Source organism: Ensifer sp. ENS08, from assembly GCF_014852195.1.
In the GTDB taxonomy this organism is placed as follows: domain Bacteria; phylum Pseudomonadota; class Alphaproteobacteria; order Rhizobiales; family Rhizobiaceae; genus Ensifer; species Ensifer adhaerens.
Genome location: NZ_JACVBF010000009.1, coordinates 121,209 through 144,329, shown reverse-complemented (window position 1 = coordinate 144,329; position 23,121 = coordinate 121,209). Strand labels below are relative to the sequence as shown.

Sequence of the window (23,121 nt, the reverse complement as noted above, 5' to 3'; positions counted from 1 at the left end):
CTCTCAGAGGTTCGGGCTGAGCGGCGCGATGGCCGCAAAGCGCAGCCAGTCCTTCGCCGACTTCGGTGTCCATGCCGCCTCGGCGATCGCCGGAAGCCGCGGGAAGACGAGCCGGTTGAAGTAGCCGCGCGAAAGATAATGCTCGGACCAGATGCACGCCTGCACGCCTCTGAGGCGGGCCTTCAGCTCGTCCGGGAATTCGCCCTCGGCCTCGTAGCCGTAGGTGTGGGCGGGTGTCGCCGTGCCGGCCCAGCTTGCACCTGGCTCCTGCCAGGCATCGGCCTGCGCCATGTCGAGGTAATAGGCCTGGCCGGGGGTCATCACCACGTCATAGCCTTCGCGGGCGAGCTCGATGCCGACCTCCGGCCGCTCCCAGGCCATCAGCAGCGTATCTTCGGTCGAGACACCGCCGCCATGCGCCACTTCGTTCCAGCCGGCGAGCTTGCGGCCACGCGCCGTCAACATCTGCTTCACCCGCTTCAGGAAATAGGACTGCAGCGCGAAGGTGCCGGAGATGCCCTCCTGCTCCATCAGCTTCTTGGCCAGCGGCGAAGCGAGCCAAGAACCGTTCGCCACTTCGTCGCCGCCGATATGGATGTAGGCGCTCGGGAAAAGCTCGACCATTTCGTCGAGGACCTTCTCCAGAAACTCGTAGGTAAAGGCAACGGCCGGGTTGAGCGCGTTATTGGGATAGCCCTGAACCGAATGGTAGCTCTCCGGGGCCTCCTGACCGTCTGTCAGATCCGGCAGCGCCACCAAGGTCGCCGTGCTATGGCCAGGGATATCGATCTCCGGCACGACATCGACATGCAGCGCCGTCGCCTGCGCGACGATCGCCCTCACGTCCGCTTGGCTGTAGAAGCCGCCGACAGGCTCAGCGCCATTACCAAGCTGCGGCAGAAGCGGCTCATCCGGCCCGCGCAGGACGCCAAGCGTCGTCAGCTGCGGGTAGGCCTTGATCTCCAGGCGCCAGGCCTCGTCGTCGGTCAGGTGCCAGTGGAAAACGTTGAGCTTGAACCAGGCGAGAATGTCAATCAGCCGCGCCACATCCGCCGTCGGGTAGAACTGGCGGGAGACGTCGAGATGGCAACCGCGCCAGCTGTAACGCGGCGCATCCGAAATTTTGCCGCTCGCCGGAAAGCGGAACTTTTCCGGATGGTTGCGTGCCCCATCCAGAAGCTGGGCCAGACTGGTCAAACCATATTGCCGGCCGGCGCTGCCGCCAAAGCTAAGCCGGATTTCGGTCTCAGAGAAGTCGAGCCGATAGGCCTCAGCCTTAAGACCAGCGTCGGCGGTAAAGACAATCGCCCGCCCCTGCTTCGAGGCTGCCAGGCTGAAGGGGGCGTGGCCCGCAGGGAACAGCCGATGGTACATCGCCAGAACCGTATCGATGGCAGCGACATCCTCGCCCGTCGAGCCGACCGCCGGATAGAGCACCACTGGAAAACCGTCTCCAGGACGAAGCTCAAGCTTCGCTGGCCAGGGCTGCAACGCATAGGGCTGATCGAGCTTGCCGTCCGGTAGCCGCACCGGCGGCGGTTCACTGACGGCACTTTCAAGCAACAGATCGGAGACAGCGACCGGCACGTGACCACCATCGGCAAGCGTCAGATAGGCGGACTTGGCACCGTCGGTGCAGTGGCGCGCGTTGCGGTGCAGGCCGCTGACGGTGAAGGTCCAGCTCCCGCCGTTTTCGATCGTCAGCCCCGCAGGCGGCGCGAATTCGTGAAAATTGGCGTTACGGCGCAGGAACACGGCATTGTCGCAGGCCTTGGGATCGATCACCCGGGTGAGCGAGGTGTAGACGATCCTGAAGCCGGAAAGTGGCGCGCCGGAGAAATTGAACAGCGTGAAGGTAAACCGCCCGAACGGCCCGCCATCCGGCTGCCAGGACGCCTCGAGACGGTAGGAAACCGGGTGCATGCTCTTCCTCCAGAATGCTCTATGTCAGTAGTGGTTTGATTGCGAGAACGTGCGGGCCAACTCAGCCTGTCCGGCGGTCAGGCCGCAATCGACAGGCAGGCAGACGCCCGAAATGGCGGCCGCGAGCGGGCCTGCGAGAAAATGCACGGCATTGGCGACGTCATCCGGATTGACGATGCGCTGCAGCGGATACCAGCGGCGCGCCTCTTCGAAGACATCCGGGTTCGATGCCGCCCTCGCCTCCCAGGCCTGGGTGCGAACCGTGCCGGGTGCCACCGCATTCGAGCGGATGCCGAACTTGCCGTATTCGACCGCAATCAGCCGGGTCAGGTGCAGGAGCCCGGCCTTGGCGGCGCTATAGGCCGGATGGCCGAAGACGTTCATGCCGTTGACCGAGGCGATGTTGACGACCGAGCCGTGGGTCTCTTTCAGCATGTCCTCGACGGCGCGAAAAGTGAGGAAGGCCGCCTCGAGGTTCAGCGCATTGTCCATGCGCCAGATCTCCGGCGTCGTGTCGTGCAGGCTGACGGCACGGGCAGCACCAGCATTGTTGACGAGGGTGCGGACAGCGCCCTTCTCTGCGGCCTTCGCTGCCATCGCCGCCACGCTTTCGGCATTGGTGACGTCACAGGCGACTGCGACGAAGCGCTTGCCGTCGCCAAGCGCCCGCGCTGCCTTTTCGGCGGCCTCCGCATCGATGTCGACGAGCAGAACCACGTCATGGTCGTCGGCAAGCTTGCGGGCGATAGCACGGCCGATATCGCCGGCGGCGCCGGTGACGATCGCGAGAGATTGCGTCATGCGTTGACCTTTCGCGGCACGTCAGTCTCCGAGCAACTGGCGGTCGTCACCGTCGCGGTGGGTCACCAGCTGCTGTTTGATGCGCCGAAGTGTGGCTGTCGCCTGCGGCTGAACCCGATAAGCGACGAGACTGGAGAGGATGTCGAGCAGCGCCAGATAGGCGATGCGGGTGGAGGTGGGGCGGTAGATATTGTTGCCCTCGGGCAGATCGACCGGAACGGTGATGCTGGCAGCGGTGGCCACCGGGCTGCCGCTCTGCGTCAGCGCGATGGTCGGCACTTTCAGTTCGCGCGCAAGCGTGAAGGCGCGCACGAGTTCGGCGTTGCGGCCGGAAAAGGAGGAGCCGATCAGCACGTCCGTCGGCCGGGCCGCCGCCGTCATCATCAACTGCATGCTGTGATCCGAGCTCGATGTGATGCGCAGGCCGAAACGAAAGAGCCGGTTTTGAAGCTCGCCGGCGATCATCGACGAATTGCCGCCGGAACCAAAGGCGTAGATCATTTCCGCTGAGGCAATCCGCTCGACCGCCTGCTCGATCGCGGCGAGATCGAGCGAGCGATGCAGAAGAAACAGCGCGTTCTGCGACTTGGTGATGATGTCCTGGGCGACATCGCCGGTCTCCCGGCTCTTCGGCTCGGGCTTCAGGTAGCGCATGCCGATATAGGCGGTCCGCGCGAGCTGCACCTTGAAGTCGGAGAAGCTGTCACAACCCAACCGCCGACAGAAGCGGGTGACGGTCGGCGGCGAAACGTCCGCCTTGCTCGCGAGCTCGATGATGGAGGCGTTTACCGCGAACTCGAAATCGTTCAGGAGAATATCGGCGATGCGGTTTTCCGACTGGGAGAGCCGCCCCTTTTCTTCCTGCAATGTCGCGAAGATGTCCATCGCCCGCTTATGCCTTGCTTCGGATCACGAGTGAGAGCGGGATGCGGGCAGAAAACCGCTCCCGCTCCAGGATCAGCCTTCTTTCGGCTTATAGGCGACGCAGTCGATCTCGACCTTGCAATCGACCATCATCGACGACTGGACGCAGGCCCGCGCCGGCGGATGAGCACCGAAATACTCCTGGTAGATCTTGTTGAATGTCCAGAAATCCCTGGGATCGTCGAGCCAGACGCCGCAACGAACCACATGCTCCGGACCGTAGCCGGCTTCCGTCAGGATGGCCATCACATTGGCGATCGTCTTGTGGGTCTGGGGGATGATCCCGCCCTCGATGATCTCGCCGTTTTCCATGGCAACCTGACCAGAGACATAGAGCCAGCCGTCCGCCTCGACAGCGCGCGCGAAGGGCAAAGGTTTGCCGCCAGCGCCGACCTGTTCCGCACCATAGCGCTTGATCGTCATCATGAGCCTTCTTGCAAATTATTTTCTTTGATCGTTGACAAGTGACCATAGAAAGCCGAATTTGGCTAGCGAAAAACGCCATTCATGAAAAGAATTTCAATCCAGGGCGCGAATATGCGGGATCCTTTTCTCAATCCATTCCCCTCTTCCGATGCTGCACGCCACTCGATCTGGGAGATGCTGGTCTCCCGCGACATCACTGCCTTTCTGGCAGCTGACTGGTCGATGGTTGCAGACGATTTCGTCGGGGAGAGCTTCATCGGCATCGACGGCCGCCGCGAAACCAATCCGGACAATTGGCGGCTGACCTTCCCGTCGCTGGCCGCCTATCGCGAAGAGTGGCTGCGCCAGGCGCAGGATTTCGCGACACAGAGCTTCGCCGAAGACCCGCGCACGGCGATCTTCACCACGACGACGCTCGAGGACATCGAGATCAACGGTGACCAGGCGTTGGCGCGCAAGAAGTTCGATGGCAGCCTGAAGAAGACGGACGGCAGCGTCGACATCCTGAAATGGCAGACGGTCTATTACTGCCGTCTGCACGAAGGACGCTGGAAGATTGCCGGCTTTACCGGCTACCTGCCGAACCCGATGGGCGCGGCTTCCGCGTAGTTTCCTGGATCGCCATGCATCCGGGAAAAATCATGCGCCAGACTTAGAGCCCGCAGCGACCTTAGCACATCCGGCCGGATGAGCGGCGCTGCAGGCGTGACGCAATAGAAAAGGCAACGGCATTGCGGATCTTCACAGCGGCGCTTGCGACCGAGACCAATACCTTCTCCCCGATCTGCATCGACCGCCGGGCCTTCGAAGCCTCGCTCTACGCCCCGCCGGGAGAACACCCGGAAACACCGACGCTTTGCACGGCGCCGATCACCGTCGGCCGGCGCGTCTGCGTTGAGAAGGGCTGGGAACTGATCGAGGGAACCGCGACCTGGGCGGACCCGGCTGGCCTCGTCAACCGCGAGACCTATGAGGGCCTGCGCGACGAGATCCTCGGCCAGTTGCGCGCCGCCATGCCCGTCGATGCCGTGGTGCTCGGCCTGCACGGCGCCATGGTCGCCGACGGCTACGAAGACCCCGAAGGCGACCTGCTGACACGCGTCCGTGCGATCGTCGGTCCCGATATCCTCGTCTGCGCCGAGCTTGATCCCCACAGCCACCTGACGGCCAACCGCGCCGCCGCATCGAACTTCTTCGTCTACTTCAAGGAATTCCCGCACACCGACTTCGTCGACCGCGCGGAGGACCTCTGGAAGATCGCTGTCGACACGCTCGAAGGCCGCATCACGCCCGTCATGTCGATCTTCGACTGTCGGATGATCGACGTCTACCCGACATCTCGCGATCCGATGCGCTCCTTCGTCGACAAGCTGATGCGGATCGAGAAGGAAGACGCAGACGTGCTTTCGCTCTCCGTGATCCACGGCTTCATGGCCGGCGACGTCCCGGAAATGGGAACGAAGCTGCTCGCCGTCACCGACGGCAAGCCGGAGAAAGGCGCGAGCCTCGCACGGGAATTGGGTCTGGAACTCTTCTCCCACCGCGGCACCTTCATCATGCCGCAGATCGACGAGAGGCAGGCGGTCGATGAGGCACTCGCAGCAACCAAAGGTCCCGTCGTCATCGCCGATGTCTGGGACAACCCGGGCGGTGGTACGGCCGGCGACGCGACAGTTCTGCTCGAAGAACTGCTGGCTCGCGGCGCAACCGACGTTGCGGTCGGCACGATCTGGGACCCGATGGCGGTGCAGATCTGCATGGCGGCCGGCGAAGGCGCCGACATCCCCTTGCGCTTCGGCGCCAAGTCGGCGCCGGGAACCGGCAATCCGGTCGATGGCACGGTCAAGGTGGTCAAGCTGGTGCGCGACGCCGAGATGCGCTTCGGCGAGAGCTTCGCCCCCTTCGGCGATGCGGCCCACATTCGCTTCAAAGGCATCGACATCATCCTCAACTCGACCCGCGCGCAGAGCTTCGATCCAAGCCTGTTTTCGGTGATGGGCATCGACCCGACAAGCAAGAAGATCCTGGTCATCAAGTCGACCAACCACTTCTACGCCTCGTTCTCCAAGATCGCGTCCGAAATCCTCTATTGTTCGGCCGGCACGCCTTACCCGAACAATCCCGCCAAGACCGACTACAAGCGCGCGCCGAAGAACATCTGGCCGAAGGTCGACAACCCGCACGGAACCGAGAAGGGCGCGGCCTGAGGTTTGCGGCACCGTCGCCGGGCGCAACCGACCCTTCAGCGATCGGCAGCCTGGCGAGCCATCTTGATGTATAGCGCGACTTGTTTCTCATCTATATCCGCCGGGCCCAGGAGCTTGATGTGGCGGCGAAGCTTGCCTGAACCCTCCAGGACGGCATGTGGATCGGGCAAAGCGGCGCCCCGGCTAAACTCCAGCGTCACGTGTTGGGCGTAGGAAAAGACGCCGCAGAAGCTGTCCTTGGACGAAAACAGGATGCCGCCATACTTTACCTCTTCGGTGACTGCAGGGCCCGAGGCAAGCGCGATTTCCCGTAGTCGGGTTACGATCACGAACTGATCGCCGCGATGAAGCTCGATCTCCCGCAGAAGGGTCTGGATCCGGTCATCCATCATGCCGCACCCGAAGCGATGACAAACGGCTTGAACTCCGGCGCGGGTTCGCGATTCGAGTAGATATAGAGCAGGACACCGTTCGGATCCTTTACGGCGAAGCCACGATCTCCCCATGGGTGATCCTCGATCGGCAACGCCGGGGCAAGGCCTGCTGCCCTGATCCGGCTATACTCGCCGTCGACGTCTGCGACGCAGAAATTGTAGGTGAGGCCTTCGGTGTTGCACACAGGCTGCCCCTGTTGCGGTTCCATGAACTGGAGGGACAGGCCTTGGCCGAGTTCCAGGCTGATGTACCAGCTGCAGTCAAACGTCAGCCGTGCGGCGAAATATGTCTGATAGAAGTCTCGCGACGCGCCGATCTGGTTGGTCGTGATGCAGGGCGAGGCAGTGGTCGGGCGCACAGGCGGGCTCCTCCTGAGTCATGGCGTTCGTGGGTTGCGTGGTCGGGCCGGGCGGCTAAGCGGGCGTGGCGGAACAGAGTTCGACAAGGCAGCCGTTGAGATCGCGAACATAGCCCACCACTTGCCCCCACGGCTTTTCTTCCGGCGGCTTCACCGGCGATGCTCCGGCCGAAACAGCCTTTTCATAGGCCTCGTGCGGCGCCGAGCAGACCAGCGCGATTTCGAACCCGGCGGCAAGATCGCTCCTGCGGTTCGCGCGAACAGCAAAACCATTCAGCTCCGCCATGGTTTCGCTGGCAAAGGCCAGAGCCGTCTCACCCGTCTCCATCTCCGCATAGAGGCTGCTTTCGTGTACGAACCTGCGCTTCAGACCAAAGGCAGCCTCATAAAACGAGACCGTTGCCGGCACATCGGGAACATAGAGGATTGTGTATCCGAAACGGACGGCCATGGTTCGTCTCCAAGGGTTGCTCGCCGCCGAAGTCGGCAACGCGCTAAGCGCGCTACCCCAAGCAGCGCGAACGGTTACGGGCGATCATCATTCATTGCCAGGCTCTGATCTTGAACAATTCGGACATCAGTCCGAGATCGTCACCAGTGTGACTTCGGGCAAGCGCGCCGGCGAGAACCCGCCCAGGCGCCGGAAGACGCGGGTCATGTGGGATTGGTCGGCGAAACCGGCTTCGAACGCGGCATCCGCAGGACTGAGATGGTGATCCCGCAACAGCCGCAATGCACGATGAAACTGGATGATGGCGGCAAACGCCTTCGGCGTGAGCCCAGTTGCGCGAAGGAGAATGCGCCTTGCGGTGCGCTCGGAGACACCGTGCATCGCGGCAAGCTCGGCGATGCGCAGCCGCCCGCCGGAGGCGTGCAGCGCGCTTATGATGTTACGGCCGAGCGGCGCCACCTCAAAGTCGCTCTCGGCATCACGCTTGCGGACAAACCGCACCAGGCGGCCGGCAAGCTCCTGCTGGTCCGATGCCGGCACGCAAAGGGCGGCCATGTCGGGCCATTGACCCAGAGCCGCTGCGCCGATCAGGGCGTCACCGTGCAACCGGATCGGCTCCAGGCCCAGAATTCTCTGGAAATGGCCAGGCCGCAGGCGCACGCCGACGAAGGCGGCGCCGGGTTCCAGCGGAACATCGTAATAGCCCGTGGTTGGACCGGTCACGATCGGCGTCAGCTCGCAGAGTGGCAGGGCGTTCAGCGTAAATCGGAGGATGATGTCGCATCGCCCATCCGGCAGGACCCGGTAGCTGCCCTCGTTGCGACTGACAGACGCCCAGACGGCTTCGATCCCGGCATTGGCGTCGGCCAGATGGGGAAGTTCCGTATAACGGCCAAGCGTCATGATGCTCTATCCAAGTCCGCTTGATCGCCTTTGAATAGAGGGCGTCGGCGACCGGCAATCCTTACAGGTAGAGCTGCCGGATATCCAGCCACAACGGCCAAGCACTGGCCGCGCCCTGATTGGCCGAGACCATGATCCTGCCTTCGACGACGTCAGGCAGCCGCGGGGTCGAGCACGCCCATATCGATGTCGGTCAACTCGACGCGACGTTCGAGCGCGAGGCCAGCCTCGTCGAACAGGTGGCAATCGGCTGCCTTGATACCTGTCTGGATGGTCTCCTCCGGTCGCACAGCTGCTGTTCCCGGCAGCATGGCACAGAAGTTCTCGCCCTCACCACCGACCGCCGCATAGGCAACCGTATGGGCGCCGAGCCGTTCGATGACCGTTGGCGTCACCTTGAGGGTCAGGTCGCCGGACCCGAGCATGATGTGCTCCGGCCGCACGCCAAGCGTCAGCGTGCGCCCGGCAAGGCCGCTTTGCGGGGTGACGGGGATGACCGCCGTCTGCCCCTTGTAGTCGACCTCGACGCCGGCATCGCTGACGCCCTTGCAGGTGACCGGCAGGAAGTTCATCTTCGGGTTGCCGATGAAGCCGGCAACGAAGGTGTTGGCAGGCTTGTGGTAGAGCTCCAGCGGCGCGCCCGTCTGGGCAATCTCACCGGCATTGAGAACGACGATCCGGTCCGCCATCGTCATCGCCTCGACCTGGTCGTGCGTGACGTAGATCATCGTTGCTTTCAGTTGCCGGTGCAGTTTCGCCAGTTCGATGCGCATGTCGGCCCGAAGGGCCGCATCGAGGTTTGAGAGCGGCTCGTCAAAGAGGAAGATCTTCGGCTCGCGCACGATCGCCCGCCCGATCGCGACACGTTGGCGCTGGCCACCCGAAAGCATGCCCGGCTTCTGCTGCAGCCGCTGGTCCAGGTGCAGGATGCGCGCGGCATGCTCCACCTTGGCTTTCAATTTCTCCTCGGCCATCTTTTCCACGCGAAGCGGAAAGGCGATGTTCTCGAAGACCGACATGTGCGGATAGAGCGCGTAGGACTGGAAGACCATGGCGATCCCGCGCTTGACCGGCGGCAGATCGTTGACGCGCTTGTTCTCGATCAGGATGTCCCCCGAGCTGGTCTCGTCGAGACCAGCGATCATCCTGAGCAAGGTCGATTTGCCGCAACCGGAGGGCCCGACGAAAACGACGAACTCACCGTTCCTGACTTCGAGATCGATGCTTTTCAGCACCTCGAACGTCCCGTAGAATTTCTGAACCCGATTGAGATTGAGCTGTCCCAAAAAACTGTCTCCGGCCACCGGCGAGAAGCGGCTCATTTATAGCAGAGTTAGGTGGGGCCGCGAACCGATCTTGTCGGCGCGCGGCCCCGGTGGCCTTACTTGTATTCTTCGAGGCTGGAAGCCGCCTTCTTCAAGGCGTCGGCCGGCTCAGCCTTTCCGGTCACGACCGACTGAACCATCTCGATGATGACGTTCTGGAAGCCCTTGTAGTCGGTAAAGAGCGGCTCGGGACCACCATAGGTGATGCCGTCGATGAACGGCTTCCAATAGGGATCCTTCTTGACGAACTCATCGACCATCGGCGACGGACGCAGCGGCGTCAGGCCAGCGCCGCCCTGAAGCTCGTATTCGCCCTGCGGTCCTGGCGAGGTGATGAACTTGGCGAATTCGATCGCCTTCTCCTCAACGCCCGAGCCCTTGAAGATCGCCAGGCTGTCGGTGATGAGCAAGGTGCCCTCGCCCTTTGCTTCCGGGCCGAGCGGCAGCGGTGCTACGCCCCAGTTGACCTTGGTTTCCTTCAGGCGCGTTGCGGCACCCGAGCCCGCCTGGATCATGCCGACCTTGCCGTCAAGGAAGATGGCGCGGATTTCGTTCTGTTCGTAGGCGGTGGCGCCTTCAACAGAGAAAGGCGTGATGTCCTTGTAGGCCTGCAGCGCTGCGAGCACCTGCGGGCTGTCGATGACGATCTTGTCGCCGTCGATGACCTTGCCGTTGTTGGTGTACACCCAGTGCATGAACTGGTGCATGGTGTTGTCGAAGGTCTTGGCCGGCAGGCCGTAACCGGCAATGCCGGTCTTTTCCTTGATCGTCTTGGCGAATTCGATCTCTTCAGCCCAGGTCTTCGGCGGCGTTTCCGGATCGAGGCCGGCCTGCTTGAACAGGTCCTTGTTCCAGTAGAGCGCCTTGGTCGAGAAGGCGATCGGAACGCCCCACTGGTTGTCGTCGAAGGTCACGGTATCGACGATGTTGGGGTAGTAGGTCTTCTTTTCGTCATCCGTCATCGGCACCGGAACGATGAGGTCGTTCTGTGCAAATTCCTTCAGCGTGCGCGACCCGACATAGGCCATGGCGACCGGTGTGCCGGCGGCGGCAAGGGTCGTTGCCTTGTCCTGGCACTGGGCCCAGCCGACGACTTCAGGCGTTACCTTCCAGCCCGGGTTCTTCTCTTCCCACTGCTTGATGTACTTCTGGTGGACCGCATCCATGGTGTCGCCGCAGTAGATCCAGCTGATCTCCTGGTCGGCCGCCTTGGCGGTCACGGCGCCCAGCGCGGTCGAGCCGAGCAGGGCAAGGGCGAGCACCCCCGTCTTGAATTGAATAGACACGTTTTTATGCTCCCGTTCTCTGGTGGTTGACTTAAGTCTTATTGTTTCACCGCGCCCGCGGTGAGCCCGCTGACGAGATAGCGTTGCAAGAGGAAGATCACGACGACAGCCGGCGCGATGCCGACGAAGCTTGCCGCCATCAGTTCGTTCCAGACCACTTCCTGGCGTCCGAAATAGGCAAACAGCCCGACGGGAAGCGGCATGTATTCGCTCTTGGAATTGAAGGTCAGCGCGTAGATGAACTGCTGGGCATAGGCGCCGATGAAGGTGGTGATCGCCACCACGGTGATGCCGGGCATGGCGATCGGCAGGATCACCCGGCGCAGCGTATAGAAGTGGCTGGCGCCGTCGACGAAGGCGGCCTCGTCCAGTTCACGCGGGATGCGCATCATGTAGGTGCGCAACAGCCAGATCGCCGACGGGATCAGGAAGGCAACGCCCGGCACGATCATGGCCAGATAGGTGTTGAGGACGCCGAAGGTGCGCATCAGCCGGAAGAGCGGGATCAGCAGCACCGCCCCCGAAAACATGTTGACGGCAAGGAATGCCCCCAAAAGCACGCCGGCGCCACGGAAGTTGAAGCGGGCGAAGGCATAGGCAGCGGGTATGACCAGCACCAGCACGATGGCCGTGACGATGGTGGAGATGAAGAAGGAATTGAAGATGTAGCGGGCAAAGCCCGGCACGCTCTCCCACATCGTAAAGTAGGCGGCGAACGAGCCGTTTTCCGGCCAGAAGCGATAGGGTGACGAGAACAGCAGCCCGAGCGGCTTCAGCGACACCAGAAAGCCCTCGACGAAGGGCGCCAGGATAAAGCACAGGAACACGAAGTTACCGGCATAGATTCCGACAAGCTCGTACCAGCGGTAGCGATTGATCAGGGCAGGCTGGCTCATTTCTGTTCCCCCTGAGAAAGGCGGCTCGTCACCCGGAAATAGGCAAAGCAGAAGATCGACAGGAAGATGCAGATCAGCACGGCGCGCGCTGCCCCTTCGCCATACTTCTTCGACCCGATCGCGGTGCGATAGGTGTCGATGATCATCGTCGTCGTCTCACCGTTGGGTCCACCCTGGGTGAGGATCCAGATGATATCGAACGAGTTGAAGGTCGCGATCAGCGACAGCATCGACATGGTGATCAGCGACGGCACGAGCAGAGGCAACGTGATGCGGCGGAAGCGATAGAAACGCCCTGCCCCATCGGTCCACGCGGCCTCATAGAGATCCTGCGGGATCGCCTGCATGGCTGCCAGCATATAGAGCGTCACTAGCGGCACGCCGATCCACACGTCCGTGATGATCGTCGCCCAGAAGGCAGTCTCTCCGCGGGCGAGGAAGGCGATCGGCCCGTTCGACAACCCCATGTTCTGCAGCACGCCGGAGATCATCCCGAACTGGCCGTTGTACATCCAGCCCCACATGAAGATGCCGATGGCCATCGGCACGATCCATGGCGGCATGGTGAGCAGGCGGAAAAGCGCCCGGCCGGGCACGGCCGCGTTCAGCATCGTTGCGCCGAAAACGCCGATGATCATCTTGATCGACACCGAAAAAAACGTCCAGATGAAGGTCCGGAAGATGACCTCGGCGAAGGTCTCGTTGAAGATCTTGTCATAGTTGGTCCAGCCGACCCAATTGGTCGTCTTCTTCAGCGACGCGTCCGTAAACGACAGGATGAAGGTGTCGACCAGCGGATAGGCGACGATCACCGTGACGTAAAGAACAGCAGGAAGAAGCAGGATCCAGGCGAAGATGACTGTGCTGCGTTGAACACTCATCCGTCGCCTCCCCTTACGCCGCGCGGGAATGCAGGGCTTCGTCGAAACGGTCCCATATGGGCCGGAGGTCTATGACGCTCTTCTTGCGCCGAGCCTCGTCCATGGAGAGCGCCAGAATGCCGGCTTCCAGCGCATCGCGCGTCGAAACCGGCAGAGGTCGGCCGTCGCGGACGTGGCCGATGATGTCGGTCGCCATCTGCTCGTCGGCACCATAGTGCTGCGACAGTTCGGTGGCCCTATACTTGTTCTCTATGACCTTCTTGCCGGTCAGCATCTCGTGCACGTCGAAGTAACCGCGGATGAAATCGCCCTCGGCCATGCCGCGCGAGCCCATGATGCAGAAGCGGCGGAACTGATCCGGCACGTTGAGATTGGTGTGGAAGTTCATGCCGACGCCGTTGGCGTATTCGACGATCGCCACCTGGTAGTCGATGATGTCGCCGTCGCTGTCGAAGACCTTGTCGGACCCCATCCATCCGCTCGGCTTGCGATGGAAGAGTTCGAGGTCGTTGATGCCTTCGCGGGCCGGGTCGTTGGCAGGGATGAAGCTCTTGCGGCCGCCAAAGCTTGCGACGCGTTCCGGCCGGGCTCCGACGACGCCGTTGTAGAGGTCGAGGTCGTGGCAGCATTTCTCCAGCATGAAGCTGCCGGAATAGCGCTCGTAGCGGCGCCAGTCGCGCATGAAGAAGGCGCCATGGTAGGGCTCGATGTGCTCGGAAGCCTCGATCGAGACCACCTGCCCTAGCTTGCCTTCGGCAAGCGCCTGGCGGAGGTCGCGGTACATCGGCGCGTAGCGCAGCACGAGACCGACCATCAGCCGCTCATGGCCAAACTTCGCCATCAGCGCTGCGAGTTCCAGGCTTTCCTGGATCGTGGTGACGATCGGTTTTTCGCTGAAGACCTTCAGGCCGGCCTCAAGGCCGATCCGGATGTGGTCGAGGTGCATGTGGTTGGGGGAGCCGATCATCAGGAGATCGAGCTTCTCGTTGGCGATCAACTCTTCGGGCGTCGCGTAGGCCTTGCCAGGCGAGATGCCTTTTTCTGTGAGCGTGGCCAGACCGGCCGGGTTCGGATCGACGTATCCGGCGATTTCGAAGCTCTCGTCCATGGCCTTGAAGACATAGCCGAGATAACCCAAACGGAATCCGAGTCCGATGATGCCAACTTTCATGCTCGTCCTGTTCCCCTGCCTTTTGGCGTAATTTATTTTCGCAGACTGGGACAGTTTTTTCAGGCCGTCAACTCAAATCCGCATATTTTGTAAAATTGTGAAATTCATTTTCATATCTCAGGCAAATGCCGACAAAGCAGGCATTCTACAGACAACCAAGAAGGGTGCACGCATCGCAACTCTACGGCAGGAGGAAAGCGGTCCAGACCACTGCACGTTGCGTGAGGGGTCGCTGATCCACTTAGCTCCTCCGTCGGAGACGATCGCGCAAGCGTAGCAGTGTCAGCAAGGTCCGCGCCAGAACGGGTGACGGGATCTTGGGATGATCGCCGACCGTCCCCTTGCGCGCTGCCGGCGCCCGCGGATCGATCAGGAACGCGACGATCAGCGCGTTGCCGATGCCGACGAGGTCCAATGGTCCGTCCGACTGGTGGAGACCCTGATCTCCCTCGTCAAACCGGACGCCGCCGACTTCCACCGAACCGGAGAACACATAGAAGTAAAGGTGCCTCCCCTCCTTCCGGGGAAACGCCACCTTTGCCGTCGCCTCGAGCCTGAGATCGAAGAAATCGATGGCGTTGCGGAAGTAGAATGGCGCTCCCTCCCCCTCGGCCCCAACGAGATGCCGCCAGCAATTGAGGGGCGCCGGCTCGATCGGACCGTACTGAATGTTTGGCGGGAGATCGACGCTGTGGGGGCGCACGAGAATTTGCAGCATGCGCAGCGGAGGATCACCAGACAAGGTTTCCTCCGAATGCCAGAAGCTTTGACCGGCGTTCATCACCATCAGGTGCGCGCGATCGGTGACCAGTCTGCCGGTCGCCCGGTCGTCGTGGCGCATGACCCCTTCCGGCACCCATGACAGGATCTCGTCGTTCCTGTGCTCGTGCATGGCGACCAGCCTGCCAGGATCCAATATCGTTTCAGCGACCATCGCGAGCGGTCCGTAGCCATGATCGCGCGGCCAGGGCAACAGCCAGCCGGGCATGTTGAGCCTGACCTTGAATCCACCCATGTCCCTGACAACAGGACTTTTGGCGCCGCGGTAGAGCATCGGCCATCCTAACACGGGTGACCGCAGTTTGCTGCGACAGCCGGCCGATTGCCCGGCCGCGCATCTCCACCGCCTGCGCCTAGCGCCCCATCCGCGCGGCAAGCTTGCGCTCCGCCGCCTGCAACCCATCGTGCAAAAGCACCGCAAGCGTCGCGACGATCAGGCCGCCCTGAACGACGAAGGAAAGGTTGTTCGATTGCAGCCCGGCGATGATTACTTCGCCGAGTGTTTTTGCGGCGACCGTCGATCCGATCGTGGCGGTTGCCAGGCTGATGACGACCGAAAGCCGGATGCCCGCCAGGATCACCGGCATCGCCAGCGGCAACTCCACCTTGAGAAGCCGCTGGCCGCTGGTCATGCCGGCGCCGCGCGCCGCCTCCATGACCGAGAAAGGCAAGGTCGTCAGCCCCGTCAGCGCATTCTCGAAAATCGGCAGCAAGCCGTAGAGAAAAAGCGCTATCAGCGTCGGCTTTTCGCCGAAGCCGAAGATCGGAACAGCGAGCGCCAGAACCGCGACGGGCGGAAAGGTCTGACCGATATTCACCAGGCTGCGCGACAGCGGCAGGAATTCTGCTCCGGACGTGCGCGTGACGAGAATGGCAAGCGCAAGCGCAACCAACGCGGCCGCTGCCACCGCCAGCGCCACCGTGCGCAGATGCAAGAACGTCAGCTGCAGCAGGCTTCCCTGGTTGTAGATGACAGGGGCGTTGTCCTGCACCAGCGGCCGCAGCAGCGGCTCGAACCAATGGGGCTGCAGCAGGAACGCGACGAGAACCAGGAAAACCGCGATGCGAATGAGAGTGGCGAGCTTCGGCATCAGGCTGGACCGGCCGCGCGTTTGGCCAACCCCTCCAGGCTGACCCTGCCGATTACGGCGCCGTCGGGACCTGCCACCGGCAACGCATCTCGTCCGGACCAGAGGAGTTCGGCCAGGGCTTCCCTTTGGCTGGCATCGCTCGATATCGGCGCGCCTTCGGCGGCCCCGGGCTCAACCGCGCTCGAGACCGGCGCGATCGCGAGCAGGCGGTAGGGCCGTTCGCCCGCCCCGATCAGGCTTTCGACGAAGGGCGTGGCCGGTTTCAGCAGCATTTCGGCGGGGGTCGCGTACTGCACCACTTTGCCCTTGTCCATGACGGCAATGCGATCGGCGAGGTGAAAGGCCTCTTCCATATCGTGGGTGACGAGAATGATCGTCGTCTGGAAGTGTTTCTGGATGGCAAGCAGGTCGTCCTGCGCCTTGGCGCGGATGATCGGATCGAGCGCCCCGAAGGGCTCGTCCATCAAGAGCACCTTCGGCTCGGCGGCAAGCGCCCGGGCAACGCCCACACGCTGCTGCTGGCCGCCGGAAAGCTCGTGTGGGAAGCGTGGACCGAAATCGGCGGGATCGAGTTGGAAAAGGCGCAGGAGTTCTTCCACCTTCGCATCGATGCGCGCCCGTTCCCATCCGAGCAAGGTCGGCACGGTCGCGATGTTCTGGGCTACGGTGCGATGGGGAAACAGACCGTGCCCCTGGATTGCATAGCCGATCCGCCGGCGCAACTCATAACCGGGCAGCGAACGATTGTCCTCGCCATCGAGACGGATCGCGCCCGAGGTCGGCTCAACCAGCCGGTTGACCATGCGCAAGAGCGTGGTCTTGCCGGAGCCGGAGGTGCCGACGACGACGGTGACGGTGCGCGGCGCGATCGTCAGGCTGACGTCGTCGACAACGGTGCTTTCGCCATAGCGCTTGGTGATGTTCTCGATCTCGATCATGCGGCCTCTGCCTGCCTGGTGTTGGGTGTGGCCATCTCGATCACCGCGTCGAGCACGATCGCCGCGGCGAACGCCAGCACGACCGTCGGGACGGCGCCGAGCAGCACGAGGTCCATCGCGGTCTGACCGACGCCCTGAAAGACGAAGACGCCGAAGCCGCCGCCGCCGATCAACGCGGCAATGGTCGCAAGGCCGATATTCTGGACGAGCACGATGCGGATGCCGGTGAGGATCACCGGGAAGGCCAGCGGAAATTCGATGCCGACCAGCCGCTGCCAATCGGTCATGCCGATGCCACGCGCGGCATCATTCGCGTCCCGCGGAACGCCTGCCAGACCGACGACGGTGTTGGCGACGACAGGCAGCAGCGAATAGAGAAAGAGCGCAACAAAGGCCGGGGCAACACCGATGCCACGAATGCCGATGGCAGCCGCACCCGGCACATGGAGGGCGATCCAGCCGAGCGGCGCGATGAGAATGCCGAAGAGCGCAATCGACGGGATCGTCTGGATCGCGTTCAGGACGCCGAGCAACCCATCGCGCAGCCGCGTGACGCGGTGGCAGAGGATGCCGAGCGGGATGCCGACGAGGGTCGCAGCCACGAGCGAACCGAGCGCCAGGGTCACATGCTTGCGGCCCTCCGCCCAAAACGTGTCCACCCGGCTTGCATATTCCTTGAGAATCGACAGGCCGTCCCAGGCGCCGGCGAGAAGGATGGCCGAAGCAAAGGCCAGCACGACGGCGAGAACGACGATGCGCACGAAGGGCGCCGGGCGCAGTCGCGTCAAGGCGTCGGCGGCGAGCAACCCGAAGGCAAAGAGCACGATCCAGAAGCCCGAAGCCGGCGAGACGCGGGCATAGGTGTTGGCTTCGGGTGTCAGATGCGTGGCGGCAACGCCGATGCCGAGCGCCAGCGCGGCGAGCGCGACAAAGGCGGCAGCGAGACGCAGGTAAGCGGGCGATCGGACCAGCGCGACGATGACCGCGCAGACCACGATGCCCAGCAGCACGGCACTCCACCCCGCAGGCAGGGCGTCGGCCACCGACTTGACCTCACCGGCGACGATACGGTTGGCACGAAACGTTGCAAAAGGCGCTATGAAGGCGCCGCCGAGCGCCAGGGCCGCAATGATCGCTCCGAGCTTGTCAAAGCGGAGTGCTTTCAAACCACATTCCCTCCCCGCCTGTGCCGGCGCATCTCCGGCACCTGCAGGCCTATCCCCGGAACGCCAGCCATCCGACCAGCGTCCCGGATCTCCGTCAACTTATTTCAGAAAGCCGTTCTTCTTCAGGAAGTCCTCGGCGACCGCCTTGGCCGGTTCGCCGCCGACCTGCACGCGACCGTTCAGGTCTTGCAGCGTCACCAGGTCCAGTTTCTCGAACACGGGCTTCAAGAGTTCCTCGATCTGCGGGTTTTCCTTGAGCACCGCTTCGCGAATGATCGGGGCCGGCTGATAGACGGGCTGGACGGCCTTGTCGTCTTCCAGGACCACGAGGCCGGACGGGGCGATGCCGCCGTCGGTGCCATAGACCATGGCTGCGTTCGCACCGTTGGTCTGGTTCGCCGCGGCCGCGATCGTTGCCGCGGTATCACCGCCGGAAAGCGTGATCAGTTGGTCCTGCTTCAAGGTGAAGCCGTAGGTGGTTTGGAACGCCGGCAGTGCGGCGGCCGAATTCACGAATTCCGACGACGCCGCAAGCACGACCTTGCCGCCGCCAGCGATGTACTTGCCGAAATCGCTCAGCGTCTTCAGCTTGTTTTCGTCAGCGACTTCCTTGCGCAGGCCGATCGCCCAAGTGTTGTTGGCCGGCGATGGCGTCAGCCAGACGATCTTGTTGGCATCGTAGTCTAGCTTCTTGGCCGTCTCGTAGCCCTTGGCAGCATCCTTCCAGACCGGATCGTCGGCCTTTTCGAAGAAGAAGGCGGCATTGCCGGTATACTCCGGATAGATGTCGATCTCGCCGGCGGTGATCGCCTTGCGTACGACCGGCGTCGCCCCAAGCTGGACGCGATCGACCGTCTTGATGTTGTTGGCGTTGAGCACGGCAAGGATGATGTTGCCGAGCACCCCGCCCTCCGTGTCGATCTTCGAGGATACGACCACATCGGCGCTCGCCGCGGCGGCAGTCAAGGTCAAGGCAAGGGCAGTTCCGATAAGCAGTCTGGTCAGGCGCATAGGTTTCTCCTCGGATTTCGATGCGCAAGTTTGATCACGGAACGTCCGCTCCGTCGGGGCAAGCCATTCCATATATGTCAGCCCCCGGCAAAAAATAGGGTTGCATCCAGAGACTGTGGCAGGCGAATATTTTCCTACATTGATAAACACGATTGAAAGCATAGATTACCGTTTATGGCGGTAGCTGATTGGGCGTTGCAATCGCCGGCGTTGTCGGCCACTCTGATCGCGGCCCGCCAGAAAAATCCGCTTTCACTCTTGGTTGCGATGCCGCTCGACCCGAACCGCTTGGGGGCTGGTGGCTTGGGTTCGCCCGGCGAACGTTCGGGGACACGATGTCGATCTATTTTCTGACGCTCATTATCGGCGTGGTCGCTGGCCTGCGCACCATGACCGCACCCGCCGCCGTCAGTATTGGCGCAGCCGCCGGATGGCTGCCGCTCAGCGGTACCTGGGCGGCCTTCATGGGCTTTCGCTTCACACCTTACATCTTCGGCCTTCTGGCCCTGGTGGAATTCGTCACCGACCAATTGCCGAGCACACCGAGCCGAAAGGTGCCGCAACAGTTCGGCGCCCGCATCGTCAGCGGCGCGTTCTGCGGGGCCGCGCTCGGATTGACCGGACATGCTATGCTCCAAGGATTGGTCGCCGGCATCATCGGTGCCGTCATCGGCACGCTCGGCGGCTATGAAGCCCGCAAGCGCCTCGTCGCGGCCATCGGCGGCAAGGACCTGCCGATCGCCCTTCTCGAGGATGCTGTTGCCGTTCTCCTCGCACTCTGGGTGGTGTCCTCGGTCTCATGACGAAACATTTCGACGCAATCATCATCGGTGCCGGCCAGGCCGGCCCATCGCTTGCCGGCCGGTTGACGGCAGCGGGCAAAACCGTCGCGCTGATCGAGCGCAAGCACTTCGGCGGCACCTGCGTCAACACCGGCTGCATGCCGACCAAGGCGATGGTCGCGAGCGCCTATGCCGCGCATCTGGCGCGACGGGGCGCGGACTATGGCGTGACGACCGGTCCCGTCACCATCGACTTTACCCGCGTCATGGCGCGCAAGGACACGGTGCGGTTCACGTCCCGGGGAAACATCGAAAACTGGCTGAAAGGCATGGAGAACTGCACCGTCTTCGAAGGCCATGCGCGCTTCGAAAGCCCGCATGAGATCCGAGTCGGCGACGCGCTGCTCTCGGCCGACCAGATCTTTCTGAATGTCGGCGGACGCGCCGCAACCCCGGATTTCCCTGGTGTCGCCGAGGTGCCCTATCTCACCAACGTCTCGATCATGGATCTCGACACCCTGCCCCGCCACCTGATCGTCGTCGGCGGCAGCTATATCGGACTCGAGTTTGCGCAGATGTTCCGTCGCTTCGGCTCCGAGGTCACCGTAATCGAGAAGGGGCCGCGGCTGATCGGCCGGGAGGATGCGGACGTTTCCGACGCCATTCTCGCGATCCTCGAAAAAGAGGGCATCCAGTTTCGCCTCAATGCCGAATGCATCCGCTTTGCCAGGAGCGGCGACGATGTGGTCGCCGGCGTGGATTGCACGGCGGGCGCACCCGAGATCGTCGGCTCTCACCTGCTGCTGGCAACCGGCCGCCGGCCGAACACGGACGACCTCGATCTCGGCCGGAGCGGCGTCAAGACTGACGCCCGCGGCTATGTTGAAGTCGACGAGACGCTTAAGACCAACGTGCCGCACATCTTCGCGATGGGCGACTGCAATGGCCGCGGCGCCTTCACCCATACGGCCTATAACGACTTCGAGATTATCGCCGCCAATCTGCTCGACGGAGAGGCGCGGAAGGTCAGCGATCGCATTTCAACCTACGGCCTATTTATCGATCCGCCGCTCGGCCGCGCCGGCATGACCGAGACCGAGGCGCGCAAGTCGGGACGCAAGCTGCTCATCGGCACGAGGCCGATGACCCGCGTCGGCCGCGCCGTGGAAAAGGGCGAGACCGAAGGCTTCATGAAGGTGATCGTCGACGCCGACAGCAAGGAGATCCTCGGTGCATCGATCCTCGGAACGAGCGGCGACGAGGCAGTGCAGAGCATCCTCGACGTGATGTATGCGGGCAAGCCCTACACGACGATCACGCACGCGGTTCATATCCACCCAACCGTGTCGGAACTGATCCCGACGGTCTTTGGAGACATGCACCCGGCGACCTGAGCGGCCGGGCAATTGATGCCGCGCGCTTAAACGAGCGCTGCGCGTGCGAGCTGGTAGAAATAGGTCGCGCCGCGCTCAAGGATGTCGTCGTTGAAATCGTAGCGGGTTGTGTGCAGCCCGCTGCTGTCGCCATTACCGATCAGCACATAGGCGCCCGGCACCTTTTCCAGCAGGAAGGAGAAGTCCTCGCTGCCCATCAGCGGCTCGGGCAGTTCGACATAGGCATCCGCGCCGAATGTGTCGGCGATCACCGCACGCGCATCCTCGACCGCCTCGGCATCGTTGATCGTCGCGGGATAACCGACCTGCCAGTCAAAGACGGCTTCGGCGTTGTAGCTTTCCGCCTGCAGGCGGGCGATCTGCTCGACGCGCTCCTGCAACTGCTTGCGGACGACAGGATCCATCGCGCGCATGCTGATTTCCAGCACTGCGGTATCCGGAATGATATTCGAGGCCGAACCCGCCTGGAACGAGCCGACCGTCAACACGGACGGCTGGTGCGGCGACACATTGCGCGACACCAGCGTCTGCAGCGCCATCACCACGCTGGAACCGATGACGACCGGATCGACCGTCAGTTCCGGCTGGGCGCCGTGGCCGCCCTTACCCTTGATCGTCAGCGTCAGCACGTCGATCGATGCCGCCATGGCACCGGCGCGGCTGGAGAACTGGCCGACTGGAAGACCCGGCCAGTTGTGAAGCGCATAGACCCGCTCGCAAGGGAAGCGCTCGAAAAGGCCGTCTTCGATCATCAGCTTGCCGCCGCCGAAGTTTTCCTCGGCCGGCTGGAAGATCAGATGAACCGTACCGTTGAAGCTTTCGTCCTTCGACAGCGCCCAGGCAGCCCCGAGCAACATGCTGGTATGACCGTCATGGCCGCAGGCATGCATCGCGCCCGGATGCTTGCTCTGATAGGCAAGACCGGTTTCCTCCTGCATCGGCAGCGCGTCCATGTCGGCGCGAAAGCCGATGGCGCGGTTGCTGTTGCCACGCTTCAGCGTTGCAACGATGCCGGTTGTCGCAAGACCGCGGGTGACCTCGAAGCCCCAGGACTGCAGCAGTTCCGCAACGAACTCGGAGGTCTTCACCTCGGAAAGGCCGATCTCGGGCATTTCGTGCAGCTTGTGGCGGATATCGACGAGTTCGGGCAGGAACTCGGAAAAATTGGTGTCGCGCATCGGGGTTTCCTCAAGCCATCTGCAGGAACTGGCGCAGGCGCGCCGATTGCGGGTCACGCATCATCTGCTGGGGGGCGCCGCGTTCTTCGACCAAACCCTTGTGCAGGAAGATCACTTCGCTGGAGATATCACGGGCGAGTGACATTTCGTGGGTGACCATCACCATGGTGCGGCCCTCTTCGGCAAGCTTCTTGATGACGAGCAGCACCTCGTTGACGAGTTCCGGATCGAGCGCCGAGGTCGGCTCGTCGAAGAGCATCACTTCCGGCTTCATTGCCAACGCGCGGGCGATTGCCGCGCGCTGCTGCTGACCGCCCGAGAGCTGATTGGGATAATGGTCGCGCTTGGGCGTGATGCCGACCTTCTCCATCAGCAGTTCGGCTTCGCCGATCGCATCCTTCTTGGTCATGCCGAGCACGTGGATCGGCCCTTCGATGATGTTTTCGAGAATGGTCTTGTGGGACCAGAGGTTGAAGCTCTGGAACACCATGCCGAGGCGCGTGCGGATATGTTCGAGCTGCCGCTTGTCGGCTGCATGGAACTTGCCGTCCTTGCCCTTGACGGTGCGGATCACCTCGCCCGAGACGGAGATCTCGCCCTCGTCCGGCGTCTCCAGATAGTTGATGCAGCGCAGAAGCGTGCTCTTGCCCGAGCCGCTGCTGCCGATCAGCGAGATGACGTCGCCGGACTTCGCCTCGAAGGAGACGCCTTTCAGCACCTCGACGGACCCGAAGCTCTTGTGAATGTTCTTCACCGAAAGCGCTGATGCGACCATGTTCATTCCTCTCGCGCGC

24 protein-coding genes are annotated in these 23,121 nt (G+C 62.6%); 4 read left to right on the top strand and 20 right to left on the bottom strand.

Annotated features, from left to right (window positions below; genetic code table 11):
• Nucleotides 1-3 precede the first annotated feature (3 nt).
• From IB272_RS20265 to IB272_RS20250, 4 genes are all read right to left on the bottom strand, one after another.
• Nucleotides 4-1,923 carry a beta-N-acetylhexosaminidase gene (locus IB272_RS20265; protein WP_192444807.1) on the bottom strand — a complete coding sequence of 640 codons (1,920 nt, stop codon included), beginning with the start codon at nt 1,921-1,923 and terminating at the stop codon, nt 4-6.
• Nucleotides 1,924-1,947: 24 nt separating this feature from the next.
• A complete protein-coding gene (locus IB272_RS20260; protein ID WP_034799561.1) occupies nt 1,948-2,724 on the bottom strand; it encodes an SDR family oxidoreductase in 777 nt (258 codons plus the stop codon).
• A 21-nt stretch (nt 2,725-2,745) separates the two neighbouring features.
• Nucleotides 2,746-3,609: a MurR/RpiR family transcriptional regulator gene (locus tag IB272_RS20255; RefSeq protein ID WP_034799558.1), complete on the bottom strand. Its 864-nt coding sequence runs from the start codon at nt 3,607-3,609 to the stop codon at nt 2,746-2,748.
• 72 nt (nt 3,610-3,681) lie between these two features.
• Entirely contained in the window at nt 3,682-4,071 is a 390-nt protein-coding gene (locus IB272_RS20250) for a RidA family protein (protein ID WP_034799761.1), read from the bottom strand.
• Nucleotides 4,072-4,185: 114 nt separating this feature from the next.
• On the opposite strand from IB272_RS20250, the gene IB272_RS20245 reads away from it, so the two are divergent.
• Nucleotides 4,186-4,683, top strand: coding sequence for a hypothetical protein (locus IB272_RS20245; RefSeq protein ID WP_034799555.1), 498 nt, complete (start codon nt 4,186-4,188; stop codon nt 4,681-4,683).
• Between the two features lie 122 nt (nt 4,684-4,805).
• Nucleotides 4,806-6,281 (top strand): M81 family metallopeptidase, encoded by a 1,476-nt coding sequence (locus IB272_RS20240; protein ID WP_034799551.1) that lies wholly within the window; start codon nt 4,806-4,808, stop codon nt 6,279-6,281.
• Nucleotides 6,282-6,316: 35 nt separating this feature from the next.
• On the opposite strand, the gene IB272_RS20235 is transcribed toward IB272_RS20240, so the two are convergent.
• From IB272_RS20235 to IB272_RS20170, 14 genes are all read right to left on the bottom strand, one after another.
• Nucleotides 6,317-6,670, bottom strand: a complete 354-nt coding sequence (locus tag IB272_RS20235; RefSeq protein ID WP_210339483.1) for a DUF1801 domain-containing protein — start codon at nt 6,668-6,670, stop codon at nt 6,317-6,319.
• A complete protein-coding gene (locus IB272_RS35610) occupies nt 6,670-7,074 on the bottom strand; it encodes a VOC family protein (protein WP_060518242.1) in 405 nt (134 codons plus the stop codon). The genes IB272_RS20235 and IB272_RS35610 overlap by 1 nt, the downstream gene beginning before the upstream one ends.
• Nucleotides 7,075-7,129: 55 nt before the next feature.
• Entirely contained in the window at nt 7,130-7,525 is a 396-nt protein-coding gene (locus IB272_RS20225; RefSeq protein ID WP_127889965.1) for a VOC family protein, read from the bottom strand.
• A gap of 126 nt (nt 7,526-7,651) precedes the next feature.
• Nucleotides 7,652-8,428, bottom strand: coding sequence for a helix-turn-helix transcriptional regulator (locus IB272_RS20220; protein WP_192444803.1), 777 nt, complete (start codon nt 8,426-8,428; stop codon nt 7,652-7,654).
• Nucleotides 8,429-8,580: 152 nt separating this feature from the next.
• Nucleotides 8,581-9,714 (bottom strand): sn-glycerol-3-phosphate ABC transporter ATP-binding protein UgpC, encoded by a 1,134-nt coding sequence (gene ugpC, locus IB272_RS20215; protein ID WP_192372788.1) that lies wholly within the window; start codon nt 9,712-9,714, stop codon nt 8,581-8,583.
• A 95-nt stretch (nt 9,715-9,809) separates the two neighbouring features.
• A complete protein-coding gene (locus tag IB272_RS20210; RefSeq protein ID WP_034799533.1) occupies nt 9,810-11,039 on the bottom strand; it encodes an ABC transporter substrate-binding protein in 1,230 nt (409 codons plus the stop codon).
• 38 nt (nt 11,040-11,077) lie between these two features.
• Nucleotides 11,078-11,935: a carbohydrate ABC transporter permease gene (locus IB272_RS20205; RefSeq protein ID WP_192444801.1), complete on the bottom strand. Its 858-nt coding sequence runs from the start codon at nt 11,933-11,935 to the stop codon at nt 11,078-11,080.
• On the bottom strand, nt 11,932-12,816 hold the full coding sequence (locus tag IB272_RS20200; protein WP_034799524.1) for a sugar ABC transporter permease: 885 nt from the start codon (nt 12,814-12,816) through the stop codon (nt 11,932-11,934). The genes IB272_RS20205 and IB272_RS20200 overlap by 4 nt, the downstream gene beginning before the upstream one ends.
• A 13-nt stretch (nt 12,817-12,829) precedes the next feature.
• A complete protein-coding gene (locus IB272_RS20195; protein WP_127889961.1) occupies nt 12,830-13,987 on the bottom strand; it encodes a Gfo/Idh/MocA family oxidoreductase in 1,158 nt (385 codons plus the stop codon).
• A gap of 241 nt (nt 13,988-14,228) precedes the next feature.
• Nucleotides 14,229-15,041, bottom strand: coding sequence for a pirin family protein (locus IB272_RS20190; RefSeq protein WP_113293628.1), 813 nt, complete (start codon nt 15,039-15,041; stop codon nt 14,229-14,231).
• A gap of 79 nt (nt 15,042-15,120) precedes the next feature.
• On the bottom strand, nt 15,121-15,858 hold the full coding sequence (locus IB272_RS20185) for an ABC transporter permease (protein WP_192444799.1): 738 nt from the start codon (nt 15,856-15,858) through the stop codon (nt 15,121-15,123).
• Nucleotides 15,858-16,796, bottom strand: a complete 939-nt coding sequence (locus IB272_RS20180) for an ABC transporter ATP-binding protein (protein ID WP_034799514.1) — start codon at nt 16,794-16,796, stop codon at nt 15,858-15,860. The genes IB272_RS20185 and IB272_RS20180 overlap by 1 nt, the downstream gene beginning before the upstream one ends.
• Nucleotides 16,793-17,962, bottom strand: a complete 1,170-nt coding sequence (locus tag IB272_RS20175; protein WP_192444797.1) for an ABC transporter permease — start codon at nt 17,960-17,962, stop codon at nt 16,793-16,795. The genes IB272_RS20180 and IB272_RS20175 overlap by 4 nt, the downstream gene beginning before the upstream one ends.
• A 99-nt stretch (nt 17,963-18,061) precedes the next feature.
• Nucleotides 18,062-18,973, bottom strand: coding sequence for an ABC transporter substrate-binding protein (locus IB272_RS20170; protein WP_134887177.1), 912 nt, complete (start codon nt 18,971-18,973; stop codon nt 18,062-18,064).
• Nucleotides 18,974-19,308: 335 nt separating this feature from the next.
• Here IB272_RS20170 and IB272_RS20165 point away from each other — a divergent pair, with 335 nt between their 5' ends.
• Both IB272_RS20165 and IB272_RS20160 read left to right on the top strand, forming a co-directional pair.
• Complete coding sequence (locus IB272_RS20165; protein WP_060518257.1) at nt 19,309-19,776, top strand: hypothetical protein; 468 nt, start codon at nt 19,309-19,311, stop codon at nt 19,774-19,776.
• Nucleotides 19,773-21,149: an FAD-containing oxidoreductase gene (locus IB272_RS20160; protein WP_112772153.1), complete on the top strand. Its 1,377-nt coding sequence runs from the start codon at nt 19,773-19,775 to the stop codon at nt 21,147-21,149. The genes IB272_RS20165 and IB272_RS20160 overlap by 4 nt, the downstream gene beginning before the upstream one ends.
• Before the next feature lie 26 nt (nt 21,150-21,175).
• Here IB272_RS20160 and IB272_RS20155 read toward each other — a convergent pair whose 3' ends face one another.
• Together IB272_RS20155 and IB272_RS20150 are read right to left on the bottom strand one after the other, a co-directional pair.
• On the bottom strand, nt 21,176-22,327 hold the full coding sequence (locus IB272_RS20155) for a M20 aminoacylase family protein (protein ID WP_192444794.1): 1,152 nt from the start codon (nt 22,325-22,327) through the stop codon (nt 21,176-21,178).
• 10 nt (nt 22,328-22,337) lie between these two features.
• Entirely contained in the window at nt 22,338-23,102 is a 765-nt protein-coding gene (locus tag IB272_RS20150) for an ATP-binding cassette domain-containing protein (protein WP_090426603.1), read from the bottom strand.
• Nucleotides 23,103-23,121 lie beyond the last annotated feature (19 nt).